21 protein-coding genes, 1 pseudogene and 2 riboswitches are annotated in these 24,065 nt (G+C 27.8%); all 22 genes and pseudogenes read right to left on the bottom strand.

Annotated features, from left to right (window positions below; all coding sequences use genetic code 11):
- Nucleotides 1-89: 89 nt before the first annotated feature.
- The 22 genes and pseudogenes from ACYUEW_RS04325 to ACYUEW_RS04220 all read right to left on the bottom strand — a co-directional run bounded on the left by ACYUEW_RS04325 (nt 90) and on the right by ACYUEW_RS04220 (nt 24,020).
- Nucleotides 90-1,343: a sensor histidine kinase gene (locus ACYUEW_RS04325; RefSeq protein WP_052303010.1), complete on the bottom strand. Its 1,254-nt coding sequence runs from the start codon at nt 1,341-1,343 to the stop codon at nt 90-92.
- Nucleotides 1,344-1,479: 136 nt separating this feature from the next.
- The gene (locus ACYUEW_RS04320; RefSeq protein ID WP_003487653.1) at nt 1,480-2,157 is read right to left on the bottom strand and encodes a response regulator transcription factor; all 678 of its coding nucleotides are present in this window, start codon (nt 2,155-2,157) and stop codon (nt 1,480-1,482) included.
- Between the two features lie 24 nt (nt 2,158-2,181).
- The gene (locus ACYUEW_RS04315; RefSeq protein ID WP_460276286.1) at nt 2,182-2,748 is read right to left on the bottom strand and encodes a TlpA family protein disulfide reductase; all 567 of its coding nucleotides are present in this window, start codon (nt 2,746-2,748) and stop codon (nt 2,182-2,184) included.
- A gap of 21 nt (nt 2,749-2,769) precedes the next feature.
- Entirely contained in the window at nt 2,770-3,453 is a 684-nt protein-coding gene (locus ACYUEW_RS04310) for a cytochrome c biogenesis CcdA family protein (protein WP_043031015.1), read from the bottom strand.
- A gap of 10 nt (nt 3,454-3,463) precedes the next feature.
- Nucleotides 3,464-3,934, bottom strand: coding sequence for a hypothetical protein (locus tag ACYUEW_RS04305; protein WP_043031013.1), 471 nt, complete (start codon nt 3,932-3,934; stop codon nt 3,464-3,466).
- Between the two features lie 544 nt (nt 3,935-4,478).
- Entirely contained in the window at nt 4,479-5,408 is a 930-nt protein-coding gene (locus ACYUEW_RS04300) for an exonuclease domain-containing protein (RefSeq protein ID WP_003487661.1), read from the bottom strand.
- Between the two features lie 62 nt (nt 5,409-5,470).
- The gene (locus ACYUEW_RS04295) at nt 5,471-5,995 is read right to left on the bottom strand and encodes a dihydrofolate reductase family protein (RefSeq protein WP_042385868.1); all 525 of its coding nucleotides are present in this window, start codon (nt 5,993-5,995) and stop codon (nt 5,471-5,473) included.
- A gap of 24 nt (nt 5,996-6,019) precedes the next feature.
- Complete coding sequence (locus tag ACYUEW_RS04290; protein ID WP_460276285.1) at nt 6,020-6,922, bottom strand: GNAT family N-acetyltransferase; 903 nt, start codon at nt 6,920-6,922, stop codon at nt 6,020-6,022.
- Between the two features lie 27 nt (nt 6,923-6,949).
- Nucleotides 6,950-7,462, bottom strand: a pseudogene (locus ACYUEW_RS04285) (GNAT family N-acetyltransferase).
- A gap of 113 nt (nt 7,463-7,575) precedes the next feature.
- The gene (locus tag ACYUEW_RS04280) at nt 7,576-8,310 is read right to left on the bottom strand and encodes an MBL fold metallo-hydrolase (protein ID WP_460276284.1); all 735 of its coding nucleotides are present in this window, start codon (nt 8,308-8,310) and stop codon (nt 7,576-7,578) included.
- Between the two features lie 591 nt (nt 8,311-8,901).
- A complete protein-coding gene (locus tag ACYUEW_RS04275) occupies nt 8,902-10,365 on the bottom strand; it encodes an amino acid permease (protein ID WP_045516056.1) in 1,464 nt (487 codons plus the stop codon).
- Nucleotides 10,366-10,496: 131 nt separating this feature from the next.
- A riboswitch (Lysine riboswitch) is annotated at nt 10,497-10,672 on the bottom strand.
- A 224-nt stretch (nt 10,673-10,896) separates the two neighbouring features.
- Nucleotides 10,897-11,901: a HAMP domain-containing sensor histidine kinase gene (locus tag ACYUEW_RS04270; protein ID WP_460276283.1), complete on the bottom strand. Its 1,005-nt coding sequence runs from the start codon at nt 11,899-11,901 to the stop codon at nt 10,897-10,899.
- A gap of 536 nt (nt 11,902-12,437) precedes the next feature.
- Nucleotides 12,438-13,121, bottom strand: coding sequence for a response regulator transcription factor (locus tag ACYUEW_RS04265; protein WP_003487674.1), 684 nt, complete (start codon nt 13,119-13,121; stop codon nt 12,438-12,440).
- Between the two features lie 164 nt (nt 13,122-13,285).
- Nucleotides 13,286-13,849: a class I SAM-dependent methyltransferase gene (locus ACYUEW_RS04260; protein ID WP_030033028.1), complete on the bottom strand. Its 564-nt coding sequence runs from the start codon at nt 13,847-13,849 to the stop codon at nt 13,286-13,288.
- A gap of 171 nt (nt 13,850-14,020) precedes the next feature.
- A riboswitch (Lysine riboswitch) is annotated at nt 14,021-14,187 on the bottom strand.
- A 218-nt stretch (nt 14,188-14,405) separates the two neighbouring features.
- Complete coding sequence (locus tag ACYUEW_RS04255; protein WP_460276282.1) at nt 14,406-15,515, bottom strand: hypothetical protein; 1,110 nt, start codon at nt 15,513-15,515, stop codon at nt 14,406-14,408.
- A gap of 360 nt (nt 15,516-15,875) precedes the next feature.
- A complete protein-coding gene (locus tag ACYUEW_RS04250; RefSeq protein ID WP_460276281.1) occupies nt 15,876-17,342 on the bottom strand; it encodes a multicopper oxidase domain-containing protein in 1,467 nt (488 codons plus the stop codon).
- A gap of 291 nt (nt 17,343-17,633) precedes the next feature.
- Nucleotides 17,634-18,605, bottom strand: coding sequence for an alpha/beta fold hydrolase (locus tag ACYUEW_RS04245; protein ID WP_460276280.1), 972 nt, complete (start codon nt 18,603-18,605; stop codon nt 17,634-17,636).
- Nucleotides 18,598-20,520, bottom strand: coding sequence for an FtsX-like permease family protein (locus ACYUEW_RS04240; RefSeq protein WP_460276279.1), 1,923 nt, complete (start codon nt 20,518-20,520; stop codon nt 18,598-18,600). Before ACYUEW_RS04240 ends, ACYUEW_RS04245 begins: the two co-directional genes overlap by 8 nt.
- Nucleotides 20,507-21,271: an ABC transporter ATP-binding protein gene (locus ACYUEW_RS04235; protein ID WP_460276278.1), complete on the bottom strand. Its 765-nt coding sequence runs from the start codon at nt 21,269-21,271 to the stop codon at nt 20,507-20,509. Before ACYUEW_RS04235 ends, ACYUEW_RS04240 begins: the two co-directional genes overlap by 14 nt.
- A gap of 74 nt (nt 21,272-21,345) precedes the next feature.
- Nucleotides 21,346-22,353: an ATP-binding protein gene (locus tag ACYUEW_RS04230; protein ID WP_460276277.1), complete on the bottom strand. Its 1,008-nt coding sequence runs from the start codon at nt 22,351-22,353 to the stop codon at nt 21,346-21,348.
- A gap of 68 nt (nt 22,354-22,421) precedes the next feature.
- The gene (locus tag ACYUEW_RS04225) at nt 22,422-23,105 is read right to left on the bottom strand and encodes a response regulator transcription factor (RefSeq protein ID WP_460276276.1); all 684 of its coding nucleotides are present in this window, start codon (nt 23,103-23,105) and stop codon (nt 22,422-22,424) included.
- A 255-nt stretch (nt 23,106-23,360) separates the two neighbouring features.
- Nucleotides 23,361-24,020: a cupin domain-containing protein gene (locus ACYUEW_RS04220; RefSeq protein WP_159034299.1), complete on the bottom strand. Its 660-nt coding sequence runs from the start codon at nt 24,018-24,020 to the stop codon at nt 23,361-23,363.
- Nucleotides 24,021-24,065: the final 45 nt, after the last annotated feature.

Below are 24,065 nucleotides of genomic sequence, written 5' to 3'. Positions count from 1 at the left end.
TAAGAAGCAATTTGATAAATTTAAAAGACACTCCTACCCATCGAAAGTAAGAGTGTCTTCTAGATTGATATAAAAATTAAGTTTAGATATTATGTCCTACAAAATTTTATTGGCAGTTTTATTACAAAGTTGCTACCTTCATCTAATTTACTATATACATTTATACTGCCACCATGAGCCTTGACTATTTCTCTTGATATTGTAAGGCCTATCCCAACTCCTCCGGTCTCTCTAGCCCTTGACTTATCTGTTCTATAAAATCTCTCAAATATATAGTCTTTATCTTCATCACTTATACCTATTCCGCTATCTTTTATGGATATATATACATTATCAGATTTAGTAAAACACCTAACAAATATCTCTCCTTTATCTGGAGTATACTTAATAGCATTTGAGATAATATTAATTATTACCTGGCTTATTTTATCCTTATCTATCATAATATTAATATGTTTAATATCTACTTGTAAATTTATATCTTTATCTAATAACTGCTTTTCAAAATTTGTTAAAATTGTAGTTATTACAGTCTCTAAATCTACTTCTGACTTATTTAGCCTTAGTTTACTGCCCTCACATCTTGATAAATCCTCTATGGATACAGTTAATCTATTTAATCTTTGAAGTTCATCATATATACTCTTTAACCTTTCTTGGGATGGTTCCCATAGACCATCCATTATTGCCTCAAGTTGTGCTTGCATAGTCGTTATAGGGGTTCTAAGCTCATGTGATATATCCTTCGTTAGCTCTTGTCTTATTTTTTCTTGTTTATCTAAATCTCCTGCCATCATATTTATTGATTTTATAAGTTTATTGATTTCATATATACTGTAATCTTCTTTTATGCCTTTGGAATAATTTCCTTCTGATATAAGATTTGTTGCATCTATTACCTTTAAGATAGGCTTACTGATAGCATAAGACAATAACCATCCTACTATAATAGATATAATGAAAAATAGTAGCCCTAGTATAAATAATATTCTGTCTAGCATTCTCAAAAATATAACATCTGAATCTTCATAATAAATCGGACCTATATACTCAACTTCTAATTTCCCTATTAAAGCTTCATCTTGTTTTAGGTCAAATTTATCAAATGTATTTTTAATATCTACATCTGGGCTTACTTTATTAGTATTTTCTATAATTTTATTTAAAATCTTTTCACATACAATATTATCATATTCCCTTGCATTCCATATAATATTATCATTTTTATCTTTAACTGTTATAAGCAATCCTCCAGTTATCGCATCTGTTCCTATGTTCTCAATAGCTTTCTTATCCCATGAATTATTACTGTATGCATTTGATATTTTATTTTTGATTTCCATTTTCGACTGTTGTATTTTTTCACTAGTATATATATTAAACTTCTTTTCGATACAATAATGGTTTACTATGTTTGCTAAAAATATGATACTCAATGAAAATAATATAAAAATCAAGCTTACTCTATATCTCAATTTATTAAACATTGAACCTATATCCCATACCACGAATAGTTTTTATATAGGTTGGACTTTTACTATCTTGATCTAATTTGGCTCTTATATTTTTTATATGAGTATCAATTATTCTATCATAGATACAAGTATTATCTCTACTTATATAATCCATTAACTCTTCCCTTGAAAATATTTTATTAGGATTTTTAGCCAGTATAGATAGTATTTTATATTCCGAAGCAGTTAATATAATTTCTTTGTTATTGTATTCTACTTTCTTATTAACAATATCTATGATTAATTCATTATTAAAAATTAAGTTTTTACATTGATTTCCCTTAACTCTTTTCAAAACTGCATTAACCTTCGCTACTAATTGCTTTGGACTAAATGGTTTTGTTATATAATCATCACTTCCAATTGAATATCCATTTAGTATACTATCTTCACTTGATTTAGCAGTTAGCATAATTATTGGTACTTCAGATTCTTCCCTTATGCGCTCACAGACATTTTCACCTGATATATCAGGTAACATTAAATCTAATATTAATAGATCAGGATTAAACTCACTTTGCTTTTTTAATGCCTCTATCCCACTTGTAGCCTGTATTACAGTATATCCCTCATTTTCTAAATACAATTTTATAACTTCTATTATCTTAACTTCATCATCTATAACAAGTATAGTTTCTTTCATAAAATTATACCTCCATATGAGTACTTAATTAATTATCTTATTTATATTTTCATCAAGTATTTCTTTATCAATGATTCCTACATGATCATACACTAAATTTCCTTCTTTATCTATAAATACTGTTCTTGGAATAGCATTTAATTGATATTTATTAGCTGCATCAAGCTCTATATCAAACATCACATTCATATTATATCCTTCTTCTTTCATAAATCTCTCTGCAGACCCTTTGGTTTCCCTCATTCCGTCTGTAAGATTTACCATTAGTATTTCTAAATCCTCATTATTATATTTATTTGCTGCTTCTTGAAAATATGGCATTTCATACTTACATGGAGAACACCAGCTTGCCCAGAAATTTACTACTACAGCCTTCTTCCCTTTATAATCTGATAACTTTACTTTATTATTATCTTTATCATAAACTGTAAAATCTACTGCTAGCTGAAAACTAGAATTTTCATCTGATACATTATTAATAGCTTCATTACTTTTGTAATTATTTGATAAATAGTCATATCCAAATTTAACCCCTACAAGTAAAACTAACATTATAACACTTATATATATATATCTTTTATTATTTTTCAAATTTATCACTCCTTTTATAATTTAAAATGCCAATATTGATAATAATAAGTTTAGGTAACCAGTCATCATCATTATCCCTATAATAATTAGCAGAACCCCTGATATTCTATTTATTATCTTATAATTTCTCTTTATGAATTCAAAAGTAGTTTTCAGAGAATCTATTAAAAGTGCTGATAGTATAAATGGTATTCCAAGACCTAAACTGTAGATCATTAGCATTGATGCTCCCATAAATACATTAGTGGAATTTGATGCTATCATAAGTGCTGATCCTAGAAATGGTCCTACACACGGTGTCCACCCAAATCCAAATATCATTCCAAATAATGCTGTAGACATAATAGAGGATTTTTTATGTCCTGTTGGCTTATTTATTTTAAAGCTTCTATGCAATAATTCTACATTTATTATGCCTAAATAATTCAGACCAAATATTATCATAATCGATCCTGATACTATATTTATCTCCCTCATATATGTATTAAAAATGACACCTACGGTTCCTGCTGCTACACCTAATAAGGTAAACACAAGGGTAAATCCTGCAACAAATGCTATTGAACTTATTAATGCTCTGTTTTTATAATTTTTATTATCTATATCTCCTCCTGCAAAATATGAAACGTATATTGGAATCATTGGCAATATACAAGGAGATATAAAGGTTATTATCCCTTCTAAAAATAGTAATATATAGTTCATAGTTTTCCTCCTAAATACCACATTGTAAACTTCTCATTACTTCTTCATATATTTTTTCTTTATCCGCTTTATCTAACTCATTTACAACTCTTATGCCACCAATTAATTTATTGTCCATGAGAATCCCATAATTTACACCTTCATCAAGTTTAGTGGTTAAAACAAATTCATTATTTTCCGTATAAGTCATATCCTGCTTTTCTCCATTTGACGGATTAATAAGTATTATCTTACTACCCTTATTAATATCATTAATTTTTATATTAAATTCTTCTTTAGAGTCAACCATCGTTACTATTTTATCTAAGTAACTTCCGTCATAACTCTTATTTATTTCACTACTATATACCTCATCAAATTTTTTAATATTCTCTGCTTTATTATCTGATAGGGCTTTAGGTTCATTGTTGAATATGTAAAAACCTACTGCAGTTAAAATTAGTATACTTGCTCCTAATATTGTTAAGATTTTTCCCCTCATAGCATCACTCCTTTTGCTTGATAATAAAATAATAATACCTAAATTACTTGTTGATATTATGAAGATTTAACTTATATATGATTTTAATTTCTATAATAAAATTTTTACCATGAATTAAAAATTAAGAATGAGTAGTGAAGAATTATGTTTAAAACTCCATTTTAGAAATTTATTCGCTCTACCCTACACAAAAAACGAAAAATCCCTACAGATGAACAATATCATCCATAGGGAAATATTCCTTTACAAACTCAAAACCACTTAATATAACAAGTTAAATTGCATTTCTAAATAATCAAACTCATTATAAATTTATATATTAAAAAAGTTAATTTTATTAAATACATATTCTTTACAAAAGCGAATCACAATAAGTAAAATCCACAAAACTTTTTAGATATATATAATTTTACATTTACAGTAACTTTTTATTACATGTTACCTAATATGTAATGATATAAAATCATATTAGGAGGATTAATATAATATATTTTTGTACGAATGGCGTCTTAACTTTGCTTAAAACTTATCGTGAGTTAATTTGTTATTTTTCTTTACATTTTTGTAGGAATGTTTCCTCATTTAAAAACTTTATATTCTGACCTTTTTTCTTTAAATCTACGGCTTTCTTAAGCTTATTGCTCATTTCTTCTCTATTCAAATCCTCTATATCCTTTGTATTTGTAACTAAGCATGTTGTCTTCTTAGTTACAGAGCTCCCAACAGTTCCATTAAGCTTTCCAACTAATATTATTGCTTCATTTCTTGTCATAGAAGCTAATCCACCTGTAAATACAACAACTTCTTCTTTAAATGCAGTAAAATTAAAGCTTTCTATTATCTTTTTATTTTCCTTTGGAGCTTGTCTATTAGATCTTTTTAAAATCCTTCCTTTAGTGGAAGATGGTTTATATCCATTTTCATTTACATATCCTAAAGTCACTCCAACTAATTTTGATATTTCATTAATATTCTTTAAATTTAATTCCTTTGATATATTAAGTAAAATATTACTACATGCCATTGCATCTGCCAGAGCATCATGATGCTGAAACTTATATCCTAAAAAATTATTCACTGTATTTAATTTTGCATTATCAATGTTACTATAAAAATTTTTAGAGAGCTTCATTGTACATATATACTCAAAACTTGGCATTTTTATATTATAAAGTTCCAACGTACTTCTTAATACAGACATATCAAAGGAAGCATTATGAGCTATTACTAAATTATTATTAAAATAGCCCTTAATTTTTCCCCATATTTTATCAAATTCTAATTCGTCCTGAACCATATGCGGCCTTATTCCATGAATCCCAATATTTATTGGCATAAATCTCATTTCCTTAGGCTTTATTAAATAATGTACTTTTTCTATAATCTCTCCATCTTTCACAACAACAATCCCTATAGAGCATGGACTATTTCTTTTTTCATTAGCAGTTTCAAAATCTATAGCTACGAAATTCATTTATATTCTCCTATATTTATATTCTTGCTTAATAAACAAGCTATTCCTTTATGAATATATATTTATCTTTTTGAATATCTTAATATTACAACACCCTTATCCATAATATACTGATCTAAATGTAAATCTATTTTAGGATTATTCTCTAAAAATAAAGGTCTACCTTTGCCTAATATTGTAGGAATTATCCCAATTATATACTCATCAATAATATTTGATTTAATAAAATTATCTACAAGACCTCCGCCACCAAATAAGAAGATATCTTTACCCTCTTTTTCTTTTTCTTCTTCTATTACTTTACATATATCACCGTTTATAAAATGTATATTGCCATAGTCTTGTAATTTTTGTGAGGTTGCTACATATACTTTTTTATCATTAAAATCATTATGGAAGCTTTGGTCATAACAATTTTTTCCCATAACTACAGTATCCACATCATTTAAAAACTTATCATAATCCCATTTATCTTCAGTATCTAATTTTTCATCTCCATCTCCAACTATCCAATCAAATCCACCATCTTTTGATGCTATATATCCATCTATGCTCATTGCTAAATTTAATATTATTTTTCTTTTCATATAATCATTCCTTTTCATTTATTATTATGCATGAGATAATACTGGAAACATTAAATCTCTTGTTTTAAATGGATTATCTTTTCCCATTTTAATAAAAAGAGTAGTATCATCTTCATCTACCAAAATTTTCTCATAAGAAGAACTATTATTTGGAGTAAATCCTAGAATAACTTTCTTTGTTTCATATTTCATCATTACATTTATAATATTATCTAAATTTACTTCTTTTTTTGCAAACACATCTTGAACATATAAAATATCTTCATCAAAATCACAAATAGCCACAGTATCATAATCTTGAAGATAATAAATATTATCCTTCATAAATGATGTACAATAAAACATTATAAGAGATGGATTATTTTTCATAGAAAACTTTGATAAGGATATTGTATTACAAGCCATATTATAAACAAATTCTCTATCCCATTCATTATCCATGGACATCTTTCTTATTTTTCCTGACTTCTTCTTTTTTATTTTGTTTATAACGTATTGATACTCATCGCACTTATCAAATCCAAACTTAGGATAAAAATCAAGAACACTGTCATTAGCAAAAAGATATATAAGATCACATTTATCCTCCCATTCTTTTATAACTTTTTCCATAAGTGCTCTACATAACCCCTGTTCCCTATACTCTTCATCTGTCATAACTGTTCCAATTTGTACATATCTCTTTTGTTCTCCTAAAATCAAAAAATCAATGATATTTACTGAAACATTAGATACTACATTATCTCCATCTAATAAAGAATATGGTATATATTTGTCTCCCCAATAGCCATCTTCATACCATTGCTTAAAATTAAAACCATAAGTTTTTTCTGTTAATGCATTAAAACTATCTCTTAAAATACTGTTATATTTGTAATTACAAATATAACTATATTTTTTATCATTAATTAATAAAGACTCACTCATTTTTAGTTTTTCCTTTCAAATAAATTTTTATATTATTTTTTCACGCTTATTACCAACATATAGTCCATCTTTAATAATTCCAACATATCCAAATCCTAATCTTTCATAATATTCATTTAGTTTGATATTTGAAGCTTGGCAGTCAAGTCTTAGGTATCTTTTATTATTATTTTTTGCAACCAATTCACAATTATTAATTAAAACTGTTCCTGCACAACAAGCATTTACAGAAGTAACTAAATTGTGAATATAGTAAGCAGAATCTTTATATTCCCAACGACTATCGTATGTATGCAAAGCAACTGCACCTACTATCTCTCTGTTCTCTTGACATTTTAAAACATATAACTCTTTTCTTGAAATGCAATTCTCAAAGTATTCACTAGGATAAGAGTTAAGATAGTCAGTTTTGTTCCATTGTTCAATGCCCTTCTCATCCATTCATTTAATGCGCAATTTAATCAACGATAAAATATCTTTTATATCATCATATTGAGCTAACTCAAAAATATATTGTTTCATATCTACTCTTTTATCCATAAAATTTCTCCTTTCAAAATTATACTTACTTTAAAAAGTTATTTGATAGACTTAATTTTATCTAAAAAACTAATATGCTTCTGCCTTTCTAAAAAACTAAATTTATATTATAGTTAATCATTACTTATAGAGATTCTCTTATATTGTAATTTTAAATATTCAATAATATCTGCTTTTTTTAGAGGTGATGAGTGACCTAAAAAGCAAATATCAAACTCTAAACTCTCCAACATATTTATAAAATTTTGTAATTTAGCTAAATCATATTTGTAGTTATTATAAAAATCTATACTGTAAGCATCTCCTATAAATACTACTCGCTCTTCAGGTACATAGACTATAACAGAATCTTCTGAATGGGGTGCAACAACATTTTTTAAAATAACCTTTAATCCTCCTAAATTTATTTCTAAATCATTTTTAAAAACTACATCAGCATGTGTAACTTTTATATCTTCAAGGTTTTTATATTCTTTACGAATATTCGTATCCGCAAATTCAATATCTTCTCCAGTTAAAAGACGTTGTTTCATTGCTTCGTCTGTCCATTGCCATTTAGACATAATCTTTAATCTTTCATTAGTTATTTCACATGCTATTGTTTTTCCTGTAACTGCATTCATACCATAAGTATGATCCCAATGCCAATGAGTAATAGCTACATAATCAGGTAATCTTAAATTTAACTTTTCTATAGAATTATTGAATTTTTCTACATGATTTTTCGAGTTTCCTGCATCCACCATTAAGGAGTACTTATCTCCTTTAATGTATCCAATTAACGCTCTATCTGTTTCTTTATCATTTTCAAGAAAATAAATTCTATCTGTAACTTTTGTTAAAGTCATAAAATACACCGCCTTTATTAATATAAAATTAAAAGATCCCCATAGACGAACAATATCATCTATGGGGATCTTGTTTATATAAACACCTTTTACTATATTCAAATTTAACTTAATACACAATATATATTTATCCATATTGTAATGATAGTATAAATAAACATATACATTTATATATGCGTGTACTTATAGTTATTTTATTTTTATATAAAAGAGTTTAGTGGATGATATTATTCTTAAAATGCATCATTAACTAAAGCTCCATGATGGAACTTTAAAAGCATTTCAAACTATTTACTTTTATTAATAGTTTAGTTAAGAACAACTAAAATCATCTCTTCAAATCTCCTTTTCCTATAACTATAATTTTATTTAAGTATATAATTTATTATTCTTGTCGTCAACAAATTTTTCCTTATACAATAAAATATAATGATGATATAAAACTTTTAGTCCAAGTTGAACTATATTTAGTAATTAAAAATAAAAAGAAAAGAGCACGGTTTATGAATTATCCTGTATATATCGTTTCGTACTATCATCTAATAAATGTAAAGACTGCTGACTAAATATCAACAGTCTTTATATTTTATCTTAAACAATTTCTGTTTTAGAATGAGTATCTTCTACGTCAAAGCTTACATCCTGTAAGTTAACAACCTTTGTTTTATGTTTCTTTTTATAGCTAAACCATAAACCAAAGAATATTGGTAATCCTATATAAGATGCTATTATTCCATTCCAGTCAATTTTAGCAGCTTCAAAGTAACTAATACCTTGTCCTAAAATAACTATTATGCATAATACTAGCGCTATTATCGGACCAAGCGGAAATAGCTTCGCTTTATAAACAAGCTTATTTAAATCACGTCCTTGAGCAACATAAGCTTTACGGAAACGATAGTGACATAGCGCTATACCAACCCAGGCAATAAAGCCTGCAAGTCCTGAAGCTGCAACCAGCCACACATAAACAGTGGTTTCAGCATAAAGCCCTGTTAAAAAACAAGCTGATGCTACTAAAGTAGTTAATGCTAGTGCATTTATTGGAACCCCTCTTGAATTAAGCTTTCCTAACCAACTAGGCGCTTTCCCTTCTTTAGCCATTGCATACAGCATTCTGCTTGAAGCATACATTCCTGAGTTTCCACAGGATATTACTGAAGTTAAAATAACTGCGTTCATTAGTGATGCAGCAGCTGCAATACCAGCTTTTTCAAATACTAATGTAAATGGACTTGTATTAACTCCAGCATCTGTATAAGGTATTATTGCACTTACAACAAATATTGTTCCTAAATAAAAAACTATGATTCTCCAAAATATTGTATTGATGGCTTTAGGAATAGTTTTTTCAGGGTTTTCACTTTCACCAGCAGCTATACCAACAAGTTCTGTACCTTGAAAAGAAAAACCTGCAATTAAAAATACCATAAAAATAGATTTAGCGCCTCCAACAAATGGAGCATCCTTAATAGTAAAGTTTTGGAGTCCTATTGTATGTCCACCTAATATACCTAAAATAGTAGCAGTACCGATTAATAAAAATACAATAACAGTAAATACTTTAATACCTGCAAACCAATATTCTGATTCACCATAAGCTTTTGCAGATAATAAATTAAGACTAACTATTAATACGAGGAATAAAACACTCCAAATAATAGCTGGAACATTAGGAAACCAAAATTTCATAATTAGTGCACCAGCCACCATTTCAGCAGCAACTGTAATAGCCCAGTTATACCAGTAGTTCCAACCAAGTGCAAACCCAAATGCAGGATCGATAAATTTTGAAGCATAAGTTTCGAAAGAACCTGATACAGGCATAAAGGTTGCCATTTCTCCTAAGCTTGTCATTAGAAAGTAAACCATAACTCCTATGCAAGCATAAGCAGTAAGAGCACCACCAGGGCCTGCTTGCTTGATAGTAGCACCAAGTGCTAGGAATATTCCTGTTCCTATAGCTCCCCCCATAGCAATCATATTAAGATGTCTTGCTTGTAAACTTCTTTTAAGCTTATGTGAATTAGAATCTTTTTCTTTTGTAGTACTCATTTTTCTTCCTCCTTATTGCTTTTGTTTTCCGATAGGCGAATTAACTAAGACGAGCATAAAAAAATACCCTGAGACTCTATCTCAGGGTATTAAAGCATGTATTTAGACTACAAATACATGTTAATTCCACAACGAATGATAGCTCCCCACAAATTATCTTTGTGACAGTCCTGCATATATTTTATACAAAACCAACGATACAACATTAAAGCATTAGTTGTATGCTTCGGCGAAATTTCCTTTCAAACTGCTTCACAGTGCTTATCTCCACAATTTTACTCTTAAAGTTCGCTCCTCTACCTCAGTAATTCACTTATGATTATTTAATATACACTGTATTTCTAAATAAGTAAACACATTTTTATAAAAAAATTAATAATCATATATCTATTTACAAATACTAAAATAAAAATATTAAAAGTGCTAATATTACTATACATAATTATAAAATAGTATTAAAAAAATAAATTTTAAAGAAGTTTCCTCAAAACAAACAAATTAATATCTAAAACAAGACAAGTTCTTTAATATTTATTTACCTTTCGTTTTAGGAAGTAGTATATTAAACTTTATGGTATTTCCTTCACATTCAGCCCATAACCTACCATTATGGATTTCCACGAGCTTTCTAGCAATTGCAAGCCCCAACCCAGAACCCTCTCTCTGGGAGCTTCTAGATTTATCAATTCTATACATTTTTTCAAAAATTAACTCCAAGTCATCCTTTTTGATATGTTCACCAATATTTTCAAAAGAAATTAATACATTTGCTTCCTTTTCCTTTATATATACTTTAAAGCTTGTATTTGGGGAACTATATTTTTGGACATTATTTATAATATTTTCTATTATTCTAACCATTTTTTTTATATCAATTTCACAATATATTTCGTTTGATTCACTTTCGAATTCAATATTTATATTCTTTTCCTTAAAAAATAACATCTGTTCACCCAGAATCTGATTTACTAATATTGCTATATTAAATTCAACCTTTTCTAAAGAAACATAATCATTTTCAATTTTAGTATATTCAAAAAGCTCCTCAATTAGATTTTTTAAATCTATGGCTTTCCTATAGGTTATATCTATATATTCACTTGTTTTTTCATAACTTTGAATCTTTTCATTCTTTAACAGATCTAAATAACCTATTATAGAAGTTAATGGTGTTCTTAAATCATGTGAAACAGCAACTATAAAATCATTTTTCTCCTTCTCAATTTTCTTCTCCCTTTCATAATTGTCTTTGAGCTTATTAGACATTACATTTATGCTACTTGCAAGTTCTGAAAACTCATCATCTCCATTAATATAAAGATCATCTACATACTGAATTTCTGATATTCTCCTTAATTTCAAAATCATATAATTTAAATACTGAACCCATTTATTTACAATAGACAAAATAACTAGAATACATGTTACAATTACTACAATAATAAACCCTAGCGAAACCGTATTATATATTCTAGCGAATTTTTTTGGATCCATATTACCATAACCTAATAAATAGCTCTCTATAAATTTTCTCATAATATTAAGAAGCACCATACTTGCAATAAAAACTATGCCTACTATAAAAATAAGCCTTAAACCTATTTTACTTATAAGCAAGCCCTTATTTCTTATAATCTTAATTAATGTATAAATTAAAGTTATAGTAATTATTATAAATACTAACAATAAAATTATAGTATACTTGTTAATTCGTATTAAATCATAATTTATATACACCAATACTTCTCGGTATACATTACCTAAAAATATAATAATCACACTTAATAGAAAAGGAATTACTAATAAAAGAAGTACCTTGACATCTATTTTTTTTATTAATAAATAAGCTTTTTTTATTTTATATAGATGAATGTATATACAAATTATAATTATTGAGATCAAAATAGGTATTAATAGCACCTTAAGATTTATAAATTTTTCAGGGTTTAAATTATCACCTCTAAACAAACTTTCATATGTATCTATAATTACAATTATTAAATTACTTATTGAAAAAATAATTAATTGAACCATTAATAGTTTTAATAAACAACTGAGTCCTGAATTCTTGTTCATATCTTATACCCAACTCCCCAAACAGTTTTTATATATTGAGGAGCCTTGGGATCAATTTCTATTTTTTGTCTTATATTTGTTATATGCACCACCACAGAAGTGTCTGATACTACAAATTTTTCCTTCCACACAGTTTCATAAAGTTTTTCCACTGAAAATACTATTCCCTTATTCCTAGCTAGACACTCTAAAATATTAAATTCCTTTGAGGTCAATTTAATATTTTCACCTCTTACATTAACCTCATGAGTATCCACATTAATAACTAAATCCTCTATTTCGATTATATTTTTGCTAATTGTTATACTATTAAATTTTTTATACCTTCTTAACTGAGCCTTTACCCTGGCTAAAAGTTCCATAGATCCAAATGGCTTTGAAATATAATCATCTGCTCCAACGGTTAACCCCTGTATTTTATCAAGTTCCTCTCCTTTAGCAGATAAAAATATTATTGGCATTGTAAATTTTTCTCTAATTTTTATACAAGTTAATATACCATCTAGCTTTGGCATCATTATATCTAGTATTACCAAATCGTAATTATAATCTCCTATTAAATTTAATGCTTCTTCTCCATTAGAAGCATTGTCAACATCATAACCTTCACTTTTTAAGTAAACTTCGATTAAATTTTTTATTGTTATATCATCATCAACCACTAATATTTTTTCTTTCATGATTCTCCCCCTATGAATGCATATTGAAAAAAATAACTAGTGGCTACTTTAGTTTATTTTGTATCATAATCAGTAGCAAGATTCAGAATTTTATTGACAAATTGAAAATTTCACTTCTTGTCTAAATATAAAATATATCAAAACCCTTGGCTTGTTATTTTCTTTCATATGCTTAATCTGCATTTGAGTACATATGCAGGTGGTAAATTTAACATTATTTTCTTAACTTTAATACTATCAAAATAACTTTTAAACAATCCTTTTTTTACTAATGAATACTGAAAAGTTATAAATTCTCCCTCAACATTCAATACTTCTTTTGTGTTATCTAATATTCTATCTGAAATATTTTTAGGCAATGATGCAAAAGGTAGCCCCGATACAATATAGTCTACTTGACTAATATTGAAATTCTTTAAATGTTCCTTTATTTTTTCAGCTCCATCATTTATTATTTTAACATTTTTTTTATACTTATAGTTATTTAAAAGATTATTACAAAACTCTTGATTCTTTTCAAAAACAATCAATAATGTATCTTCTTTCTTTTTTGCTATTAATTTTTCTGTAAATACACCTGTACCTGGTCCATATTCTACTATACATTTAGCATTTTGAAAATCCACATTTCTAACCATCTCTTCAGCAAGCTTTTGAGAACTTGGTAATACAGCCCCTATACTTCTCGGTGATTTCACATATTGTATTAAAAATTCTATATTTCCCATACTAAACCTCCCACATTTCTCATTTACATTGAAATTAATTTGTAGGTTAAGTATAGAAAATAACTATTAAAATTTCATCGAAAAAATTCTTAAGAATTCTTAAGAATCCTTAAGAATTTTTGAATTTATAATGAGTTTATAAATAGTTACACATAAAAATCATCTTTTTCAACCAATGATAGCTCTTCATAAATTACTTTTGTGACAATCTTGCATATATTTTACACAAAACCAACAATACAACATTAAAGCATTAATTGTATCCTTCGGCGAAATTTCCTTTGAGACTGCTACTATATTTTTAAATAAGTAACCATATTTTTTACTCTACTATTGTCTATGATTTAATCTAAAGTATGCCCAACATCAAAGACCACTTTTTAGTTAAACTTAATTCTTGCTTTAAATTGAACCAAAAATAACAGTTAGTACACAAACTAACTGTTATTTTAAATAAAGCCATAATATCATTAAAAATGATATTATGGCTTTTTGTTCATATTTTTATGCCCATATAAAAGGCTTTTTATTGTTTCTACAAAGATACATTGATAAATTAGTTACCTGTATCTCCTTTTGTCCCATCTGTTGATGGCTTTTCATCTGTATTTCCAGTTGTTCCTCCACCGGTTGATGGATTTTTATCTCCATCATTGGTTGTTCCACTATTTGATGAATCTCCATCTGTCTTTCCATTTGTTGTTCCGTCTGTTGATGAATTCTCATCCTTATTTCCAGTTGTATCACCAGTTGATGGACTTTTATTCGTATCACCGGTTGACGGTTTCTTATTCGTATTGCCATTTGTTCCACCAGTTGATGGCTTTTTATCTGTATTGTTACTTGAGCCACCTGTTGATGAATTTCCATCTGTATTTTTAGCTTTTCCATCTGTTGATGATTTTACATCTGTACCTTTAGTTGTTTTATCTGTTGATCCTTTTGAATCATTAGATTGTTTTGGAATCTTAGTCTCTACATTTGGTGTTTTCGTATTAGTATCAGCAGGTTTTCCTTTAAAATAAAATCTTGCTACACCACCAACAATTACAGCTAAAACAACTGATGCAGCGATTATCATTACTTTTTTATTCTTGCCAAGCTTATTATTTTTATTTGTTATTTCTCTATTTCCTTCATTTATTGTTTCATCTTTTTTTGTTGCATCAGAAATTATCTCTTTTATATTTTTGGGTATATTAGTAAATATTGAAAATATCCCTTTTCGTTCTTCATGATTTACTTCTTTAAACTTTTCAGGTGATCTAATTATAACAGCAGGCTTATTACGCATTCCATGCTGATTTTCTACATATACAGTAACTGAAAATTCATCATCCTTACTTAAAAAAGGTATGCATACATCTAAAATATTATCTTCTATTGAAGAATCAAACTTTAAGCCCTTTGTTATTTTAGCATCTGTAATTTTTAAGTTGCTTTGTGGGCTTTGTACATGCAAAGTTATCTCATGAATTATTTTACTTGATATATTTCTAACAGTTATAATGTATGCATTAAATTTTTTATTACTTATCTCTATAGGTATACCTTTTCCTATATTGCATAGTATTCTAGGTGCTAAATTTCTATAATGATCTAATAGCAACCCAGATATAAATGATATTATTATAGTTACAATTGCAGTTTTAATAACATTTATCATATTAATTCTCGCTTCCTTATTACTTGCATTATGTAATTCAATTATAAAGTAGATAGATATTTGTGTCAAACTTAAAAATTGGAACCAAGTTTTCTATTATCTACAGTATTTTCCTTTTATTCAAACTAGGCAAAGTATTAATTTGAAGGATTTCCACTAAACATCATATTTAGCAATCATATACTAATAAAATTCACTGCACCTTAAAAGATTCAAAGATTAGTTTTAGCAAGTAAACGTTACTAATTTATAAAAGACATGGGCTAGTTTCCTCTAAAAAACTAGCCTGTTCTTTTAATTTAACTTATTCTTAAATAGCCTAAATAATTAAATTTTTTATACTTAATCCTAAATCCCTTTCTACATTGGTTTATCTGGTGCATCTATTTGAATCAATGTTAACTGACCACCTGGATATTTTCCATTGTTAGTAACCTTGTAATCATCATGATTGTGCATCGGATAAAATTGTGGAAAGAACTGATTATTTGGATCTCTATGACACTGATTACATATTTCTATATAATTTATTAGTTGTGGATTATCACAGTTTACTGGTTCTTCTGGAATATTAAAAATAGCATTCTTATCAATATTATAAATCTCCTTAATCTGTTTACAAAGAGAATCGAAACCATCTTGCCCTTTTACAATATACCTCCTGTATAAATCTCTCTTATCATCTGCAGTAATAATTAAATCATAGGTTTCTCCAGACCCTATAGTATTAGTAAAGCCCATTTCTGTTAGTTTATGATTAATGTGTTTAGAATTTTTACTAAGAGCTAGGAATGGGCTTAAATGACTATCTTTTCCAACCACCATAAAATGCCAACCATGAATATGCCATGGAACCACTTGATAACCCATATTAATCATTCGAAGTAGGAACTTTTCATTGGTTTTCACATGAACATAAGATTCATAGTTAATTTGAGTAAGATTTGGATTACTATTATCAGGTGGAGTTAAAGGATGTGGAAGAAGCGTATCAGGAAAAGCTCTTCCATTAACTAGCCAAAAATCTGGTTTAAAATCTACTGGATTAAAAGGAGGAGGTGGAGGATCCTGATTCTGGTTCTCAACGTTTTTATGCCACCTTGAATCTATATCAGATAAAAGCATTACATATTCTTTATCAAAATAGCTGTTGATATTATTATAAGCAAAATTTCGATTTGTAGCAGTTTTAGGAATATGGCATAGTTCTTTACCATATAGTTTCCAACGTCCACATTCGTCACATTTTGTAATTCCGTTTTCAGCCAAACTTTCCATAGAAGGATATATAACCAATGCCCCATACATTCCCATTTGAATGTGTTCAGAAGCTTCTACATGACAGTGGTACATTAAAGTTCCTGGATCTTCCGGATGAAAAAAATAGGTTGCAGTAGGTGGTGCCTTAAGCGGTTGATTTTCTTGTTTTTCCCACATAGGAACACCAAATGAACTTTCAGGGAAACCATCTAACTGAGTAGCAACATGAGCACCATGCATGTGCACAGTATGGAAATCTCTAAACTGAGGAAGATGTTTCATTCCAATATTAATAAGCGTAATATATATATGATCACCTACTTCTCCCCAAATCATGGGAGAAGGAATAGTAGCTTCACCTTTCTTCATAAAAATTGTGTCCCAATTAGCTGGATCTGTATAATCTAAATATTTATTTTCTTCTATTGTTATTCCATCTACTTCTAAAAGTCCGCCTGTAAATCCAAAGATATAAACATCTTCTCTATCTGTAGTACATAAAACATCATCTTTGGGTAGGCTTATTAATCCATCTGTAGCTAATAAAACATAATGTCTAATACTCATTTTATCATCCCCTAGTATTCTATATTATTTTCATTTGATTACTTTATTATATGCTGCTGATAATAAAAAGTTATATTGTGTAACAAAGATTTATTATATAAGTGAGCTGGGTTTATTAACTTCCTACCCCATAGGTTTAGATTAGTGCATTCCTCTGTAAGCTTTCTTCCTTGTACTAAAGAATAGAAAATAAAAGACCCACAGCAACACTATATTAGTATTGTGGTGGGTTTCATAGTTGACGCAAGGCTTAGCCTTTGAAATCCTCTACCCTATCTTAAACTACTATAATTAATTATCATATTTAGCTAAAAATTCTCGAGTTTCTTTTCCAATATCTTTTGATTTTGTATAGTAAATATAATGCCCTCCTTCTAAAACACAATAGCTAAATCTAGTATATTCTTTAAATTCACTTATATTTTTATTCATTACCTTTGTATATTTCTCATTATTTATATCTTTTACAGATTTAATTGCAATAAATTTAAGTATTGGAAAATCCTTTGAAATTTTAGTTTTATTCGCTGTTTCACAATTCTTTAATAACAAATCAGCTTCATTCTTCATAGTTTTGTTAAATGAACTTTGAACTCCCATCTTTACTAAGTCATTTTTGTCTCTTTCAGAAAAACAATTTTGATTTTTATAAATGTTATTATAATATATCCCATCAATACCTAAAAAGTTTCCTATAGTAGCTAGAGCAAATTGCTTTTTGCCGAATGAAAAATCAATCTTATCCGTTTCTTCTATAACTGCTTTTACTAATGTTGTATCTAACATAATTATTGCTTCAATTTCATTTGGATAAGCTGATGCATAGTACTGCGCATATACACCTGATATTGAGTGAGGCATAAGTATATATGGACCATCTATCTTCGCTTTCTTCAATGCCATTCTTGTTTCATTAACAATATTTTCTACACTGCGTTCCTTTGAAGTTTCTTCACTAAAACCATAACCAAAAGGTTCAACAACAACTACTTTAAAATCCTTTTTTAATTCATTAATTAATGGCTTAAAATCAATTGAAGGTGCTATACTTCCTAAACCTGGCATTAAAACAATTGTTTTCTTTCCATGTCCCTCAGAATATACATGCATTTTTTTACCATCAACATTCACTAATATCCCTAAAGGCTTAACATCATTCTCCTCTAAATATTTTCGGACTTGGCCTACTATAGAAATAATTATTAGCAATGCTAATATCACAATAAGAATGTTTCTTAATATTTTTATTATTTTTTTATGCATTATTATCACCTTCTTCATAAACCATATTCACATAATTATTACTAATGAAAATATAGAATAAAATCATTGTTATTGAATATAACCCTAAAGAAATTATTATCTGAAGATTAAAAGAAAAATTCATTACTTGTTCTAACATTTTCATAGCAATGATGCTGTGTAATATTGCTGCACTGCAAGGTAAAATAAATGAGATTGCAACTTGGACATATACGGATTTTTTTATCTCTTCTTTACTCATTCCTACTTTCTTCAATGTTATGTACTGTTCTTTATCCATAAATGCATCCTTTAATATTTTAAAATATATTGTACTAAAGGTTGATAGTATAAATATTATAGACATTACCATCCCAAGGAAATGAAATATTTCCATTGCATAATAATCCCATGTATATTCACTAATAGGTTGGTATACCTTACCTTGATGTATGACTTTCTTTATATCTAATATTAATTGTTTTGAATCTACCTTGTTGCTTATTTGAACGCAATTTAATGATATCTCATTAAAACCTTTCTTTACCTTTTCATATTCACTATCTTCTAATACATATATATTTTTTGTTCCTAATTTATCTATAATTCCAATGAAGGGAACTTCTTCTTGTGTTTTTATAACAAACTCTCTATCATTTATTTCTATTTCTTTTTTCACAACATTAAAGGTCGATGATAATGTTGTTGCACTTGCTATAAAAACAGCTTCCTTTCCCTTTGGTTCAATATTATCTTTTACTTTATAATGTAAAAATTCTAAGTTCTTTTTTAATGCTGAATAGCTTATTATTATGGCTTCACGATTGTAATCTACTTTTCTATAGTAGTCTTTATACTTAACCTTTCCTAAGGAAAATTTATTTTCATTAATTCCAATCAGCTGATGATTAGATTGTTTAATTATCTCTACTACTTTTTCTTTTGATTTTTCATCATCACTTTCATAGCTAAAACTATATGGAGATTGTTTAATAGCTTCTCTTTTTGCAACTTCATTAAAAGATAAGCTTGCTCCAAAAGCTGTTATCGCTGCTGCACATAATATTGCAGTCATAGCTAAATTTCGATAATTCCCCTTTAGTCTAAAATACACATTAGAAATACTTACTAACATAACATTTTTGTATACCAGCTTTTTATTTTTAATTATCTTATTAAGAACTATAGACATGAAACTTCCAAAGAAAAGATAAGTTCCAGCTGAAACACATACTAGCGCTGTCACAGATGAAATCATCAAATCTAACTCCCAGCTTTTAATCATAACGCCAACTATGTATCCAGCTAAAATTAATAGCACCCCTAAAATCCCTTTAAAATATCTTAGCCTTGGAAGATCTTCTTTTTTCTTTGCAGCATTAATCATATCTATAAGTTTACTTTTCTTTATTACTCTATATTTCCTATAACCTATTACTACGAAAATACATGAGAATACTAAAATAACTGTAAAAATAGAATCTAATGAAATTTTGAAAGGTATTGCTATATTTAAAAAGATTGATTTTGCTAAAAGCATAAAAAATAATTTAGATAAGATTATTCCAAATGCAAGTCCACTAAATATAGAAACAACTCCAAGGAATAAACTTTCTATTGCAAATACTTGTCCGATTTTTGATTGGGTAACTCCCATTAACATATATAAGGCAGTCTCTTTTTGCCTATTTAATAGGAAAAACTTATCTGCATTAAATATAAAATATATTACTGTGCATACTAAAATAAAACCACAGGAAATACTTGCTACACTTGCTGCCTGAAATCTTTCGCTTACAGAAATAAATGCTTCATTATTTTCTATTGCTAAAAAGTTATAAAAAGCTGCAACAGAAACAATTGTAATAAGCAAATAAAGTTTATATACCTTTATATTATCCTTAAAAAGCTTAAATGATAGTTTAAATGAGTTCATTGCTTTCTCCTCCCATCACTGCTATCATATTAAGAATCTTTTTAAACATCTCGCTTTTATTCCCACTGCTATATAACTCACCACTTATACTCCCATCCTTTAAAAACATTATTCTATCTGCATAACTTGCAGCCCTGGCATCATGAGTTACCATAACAATTGTGGTATTATAATTTTTATTAATATTTGTAAAACACTCAAGAACTTCTACAGATGATTTAGAATCTAAAGCACCAGTTGGTTCATCTGCAAAAATTACCTTTGGAGATGTAATTAATGCTCTACAAATTGCTGCTCTTTGCTTTTGCCCTCCTGATAATTGATAAGGATACTTATCTAGATGTTTTTCTATACCTAAAAGCTTTGTTAGGTTATTGATCCTTTCCAGTATTATCTCTAGCTTCTCACTATTTAGCGTTAGGGGTAGTGCAATATTATCTCTTATTGTCATACTATCTAACAAATTAAAATCTTGAAAAACAAAACCTATTACATCTCTTCTAAACTTAGCTAATTCATATTCTTTTAGACTACTTACATCTTTATTATCAATTATAACTTTCCCAGAAGTTGCTTTATCTATTGTTGACATGATATTTAAAAATGTGGTCTTTCCTGACCCTGAAGGTCCCATTATACTGATGAATTCTCCCTCATTAATTTCTAAATCTATTCCCTTTAATACCTTATGTTTATTAGTTACCCTTCCATAATCCTTAATTAATTTTGATATCTCTACTATTTTTTTCATAAATTATCACCTCATATCTATAGTATAATTTTCACCTAAACATTCTTCCATCTATCTAGGTTACAAATTAGATTCTATTGTGACATTGGTGTAACATTGAAGTAATCTGCTAACTTGTAAAAACTTAAAATAAATTCGGTATACTCTCCCTCTTCACTTTCTACCTTCAAATCTATATTTAAGTTATTACACATCTTTTTCGCATAATATAAACCAATACCAGTTGATTTAGTTCTTGTCCTTCCATTCTTTCCAGTAAATCCTTTATTGAATATTCTATTTATATCTTCCTTTGGAATGCCAATTCCATTATCTTTAATGTATAGATAATAAGCTTTACTATCCTCTTTGCTAAAGATATATAATTGTCCATCTTCATTAGTATACTTGCTGCTATTATTAATAATTTGGGAAAGTATATAGTAAATCCATTTTCTATCACTTATTATGTTAAACTCTTCAACTTCTAATATTATTTCAATGTTTTTATTTATAAAAAACTCTGCATTTTCTTTTATTGCCTTTTTAATTTCATCTTTTACTGATACTTGCTCACTTTTTATATCTAAATTATAATTGTTTGCCCTTGTAACATATAGAACTTGATTTACACTAAACTCCATTTGTTTCATTTCAGAAATTATTTTTTGAGATTTCTCCTCTTCAAAATTTTCTAATAATAGATAAATAACAGCAATATTAATTTTAATATCATGAACCCATTTTGTAATATAATCTTCAAAATCATTTATATTGTTTTTTAAGCTTTCTTCCTTCTTTAAATGCTCCAGTTTTTGCTTTTCCAGCATATTTGAAAATACATTTAAATGAAAATCCTCTATTTTATTATCTAATTCATTGCTACATTTTAAAATATTACTGTATTTATTCTTTTCTTTTATGAAGCCATAGATAAAAGCTATAAATACTGTTAATAAAATAAGTATGTCCATATACATAATATCTTGGAAATTCTTATTTATAGTACTGCTACTATATAATATACAATTAATAATTATAAAAATTATTGAATTGCTTATTAACCATATTTTATTAATCTTAATATAATCCATTATCTTCATCGATACTTTTCTCTCCCTTTAAAAAAAGCCAACTATTTAGAATTTTTATCTAAACAATTGACCTAATATCATAATATTATATATCCAATGCCTTTTTGGGTTACTATTAAATCTTTTATTCCAAATTTCTCTAATCTATTTCTTAATCTATTAATATTAACAGTTAAAGTATTCTCATTAACATATATATCATCATCCCAAAGCTTTTTCATTAGCTTGCTTCTAGAAACCCCTTTCCCCTTATTTTCTATAAGAGTTTTTAAAAGCAGTATTTCATTTTTTGTAAGCTCTAAGGACTTTTCATTGTATAAAAGAGTTGCATTATCTAAATTTAATAATAAATCATCACATTTTAATACTTTTGTTTCTTCATTTTTATACTCATATGTCCTTCTTATAATAGCTTGTAATTTTGCAATTAACACCTCTGAGTTAAATGGTTTTTGTATGAAATCATCTCCACCATTATTGATTGCCATTACTATCTCCATATTGCTATCCCTTGAAGATACAAATATAATTGGCGTTTTAGATATTTGTCTTATCTTTTTACACCAATAAAATCCATCACAAACTGGGAGATTAATATCCATAAAAACAACGTCAGGTTTATATTTTAAAAAACACTCTATTATTTTTTCAAAGTCTCTACAGACATTCACTTCAAATTCCCATTTATTTAGAAGATTGCTTAACACTTCACACATGTTTTTATCATCTTCAATTATTAATAATTTATATGTATTATTCATTTTAAAACCCTAACCTATACTAATTTATTGATTTATGTATCTTGTTCTTTTCTCAATATATTGTTAATTATATCATTTTGGTGTACAAAACAAAAGATAGTTATATTGTAGTAGATGAATACAAAAATACCCTGAGATTACTATTTCAGGGTACTAAATCATGTATTTGGGCGCACACATATATGATAATTTTTCAACCAATAATAGATTTACACAAATTCTCTTTATGATGGTCTTGTATATAGTTAATCTTAATTAGTGGTGGTTCTCTTCAGCAGCTTCTGCATCTGCCTTAGTTCTATGAACTGTTCCATGTGGATGTTGAGGCGGTGCATAAATAGAATAAACCTTAAGTGGTCTATTTCCTGTATTAATAATATTATGCCATGTACCAGCAGGTATCATAATTGCAAAATCATCATAAACTTCTGCTTGAAAATTGGGCCTATCCTTATTGCTTCCCATTTTGACAAGTCCTTGACCTTCTTCAACGCGTATAAACTGATCAACATTCGGATGCATTTCTAATCCTATATCATCACCAACATTTATGCTCATCAAGGTAACTTGCAAATGCTTTCCTGTCCATAAAGCGGTTCGAAAAGTATCATTTCTCTTAGTAGCTTCATTGATGTTAACTACGAATGGTTGTGGGCCATAATCTTTTAACTCAATTGGCCTATTGCTATTTACTGATTGTGGAGAACCAAATCTTGAACCATACTCGAATTCATCAGTAAAAGGAATATACCTGTTGCTACACTGCATGGAAAAATCTGAATCATTATAACTTCCTGGTGTGTCAACGAAACAAGGACATGAATAAGTATCATAAGGACTATACATGTCATATGGGTTATACATTGGTATGTTATCACAATAAGGATATGCATACATCATATAAGTATTATACATATTATTCTCTCCTTTTATAATCTTATAAAATTATAATATGTTTTA

This window comes from Clostridium sp. CTA-1 (genome assembly GCF_054768215.1).
This window is presented reverse-complemented; position numbering and strand designations above follow the sequence as displayed.

Bases quoted from the DNA above. Each gene is read 5' to 3' on its own strand.
- ACYUEW_RS04305 (WP_043031013.1), bottom strand. From the start codon at position 3,934: ATGAGGGGAAAAATCTTAACAATATTAGGAGCAAGTATACTAATTTTA.
- ACYUEW_RS04310 (WP_043031015.1), bottom strand. From the start codon at position 3,453: ATGAACTATATATTACTATTTTTAGAAGGGATAATAACCTTTATATCT.
- ACYUEW_RS04260 (WP_030033028.1), bottom strand. From the start codon at position 13,849: ATGGGAAATATAGAATTTTTAATACAATATGTGAAATCACCGAGAAGT.
- ACYUEW_RS04220 (WP_159034299.1), bottom strand. From the start codon at position 24,020: ATGTATAATACTTATATGATGTATGCATATCCTTATTGTGATAACATA.
- ACYUEW_RS04245 (WP_460276280.1), bottom strand. From the start codon at position 18,605: ATGCATAAAAAAATAATAAAAATATTAAGAAACATTCTTATTGTGATA.
- ACYUEW_RS04320 (WP_003487653.1), bottom strand. From the start codon at position 2,157: ATGAAAGAAACTATACTTGTTATAGATGATGAAGTTAAGATAATAGAA.
- ACYUEW_RS04225 (WP_460276276.1), bottom strand. From the start codon at position 23,105: ATGAATAATACATATAAATTATTAATAATTGAAGATGATAAAAACATG.
- ACYUEW_RS04230 (WP_460276277.1), bottom strand. From the start codon at position 22,353: ATGAAGATAATGGATTATATTAAGATTAATAAAATATGGTTAATAAGC.
- ACYUEW_RS04255 (WP_460276282.1), bottom strand. From the start codon at position 15,515: ATGATAAATGTTATTAAAACTGCAATTGTAACTATAATAATATCATTT.
- ACYUEW_RS04290 (WP_460276285.1), bottom strand. From the start codon at position 6,922: ATGAGTGAGTCTTTATTAATTAATGATAAAAAATATAGTTATATTTGT.
- ACYUEW_RS04275 (WP_045516056.1), bottom strand. From the start codon at position 10,365: ATGAGTACTACAAAAGAAAAAGATTCTAATTCACATAAGCTTAAAAGA.
- ACYUEW_RS04280 (WP_460276284.1), bottom strand. From the start codon at position 8,310: ATGACTTTAACAAAAGTTACAGATAGAATTTATTTTCTTGAAAATGAT.
- ACYUEW_RS04325 (WP_052303010.1), bottom strand. From the start codon at position 1,343: ATGGAAATCAAAAATAAAATATCAAATGCATACAGTAATAATTCATGG.
- ACYUEW_RS04235 (WP_460276278.1), bottom strand. From the start codon at position 21,271: ATGAAAAAAATAGTAGAGATATCAAAATTAATTAAGGATTATGGAAGG.
- ACYUEW_RS04295 (WP_042385868.1), bottom strand. From the start codon at position 5,995: ATGAAAAGAAAAATAATATTAAATTTAGCAATGAGCATAGATGGATAT.
- ACYUEW_RS04265 (WP_003487674.1), bottom strand. From the start codon at position 13,121: ATGAAAGAAAAAATATTAGTGGTTGATGATGATATAACAATAAAAAAT.
- ACYUEW_RS04270 (WP_460276283.1), bottom strand. From the start codon at position 11,901: ATGAGAAAATTTATAGAGAGCTATTTATTAGGTTATGGTAATATGGAT.
- ACYUEW_RS04240 (WP_460276279.1), bottom strand. From the start codon at position 20,520: ATGAACTCATTTAAACTATCATTTAAGCTTTTTAAGGATAATATAAAG.
- ACYUEW_RS04300 (WP_003487661.1), bottom strand. From the start codon at position 5,408: ATGAATTTCGTAGCTATAGATTTTGAAACTGCTAATGAAAAAAGAAAT.
- ACYUEW_RS04250 (WP_460276281.1), bottom strand. From the start codon at position 17,342: ATGAGTATTAGACATTATGTTTTATTAGCTACAGATGGATTAATAAGC.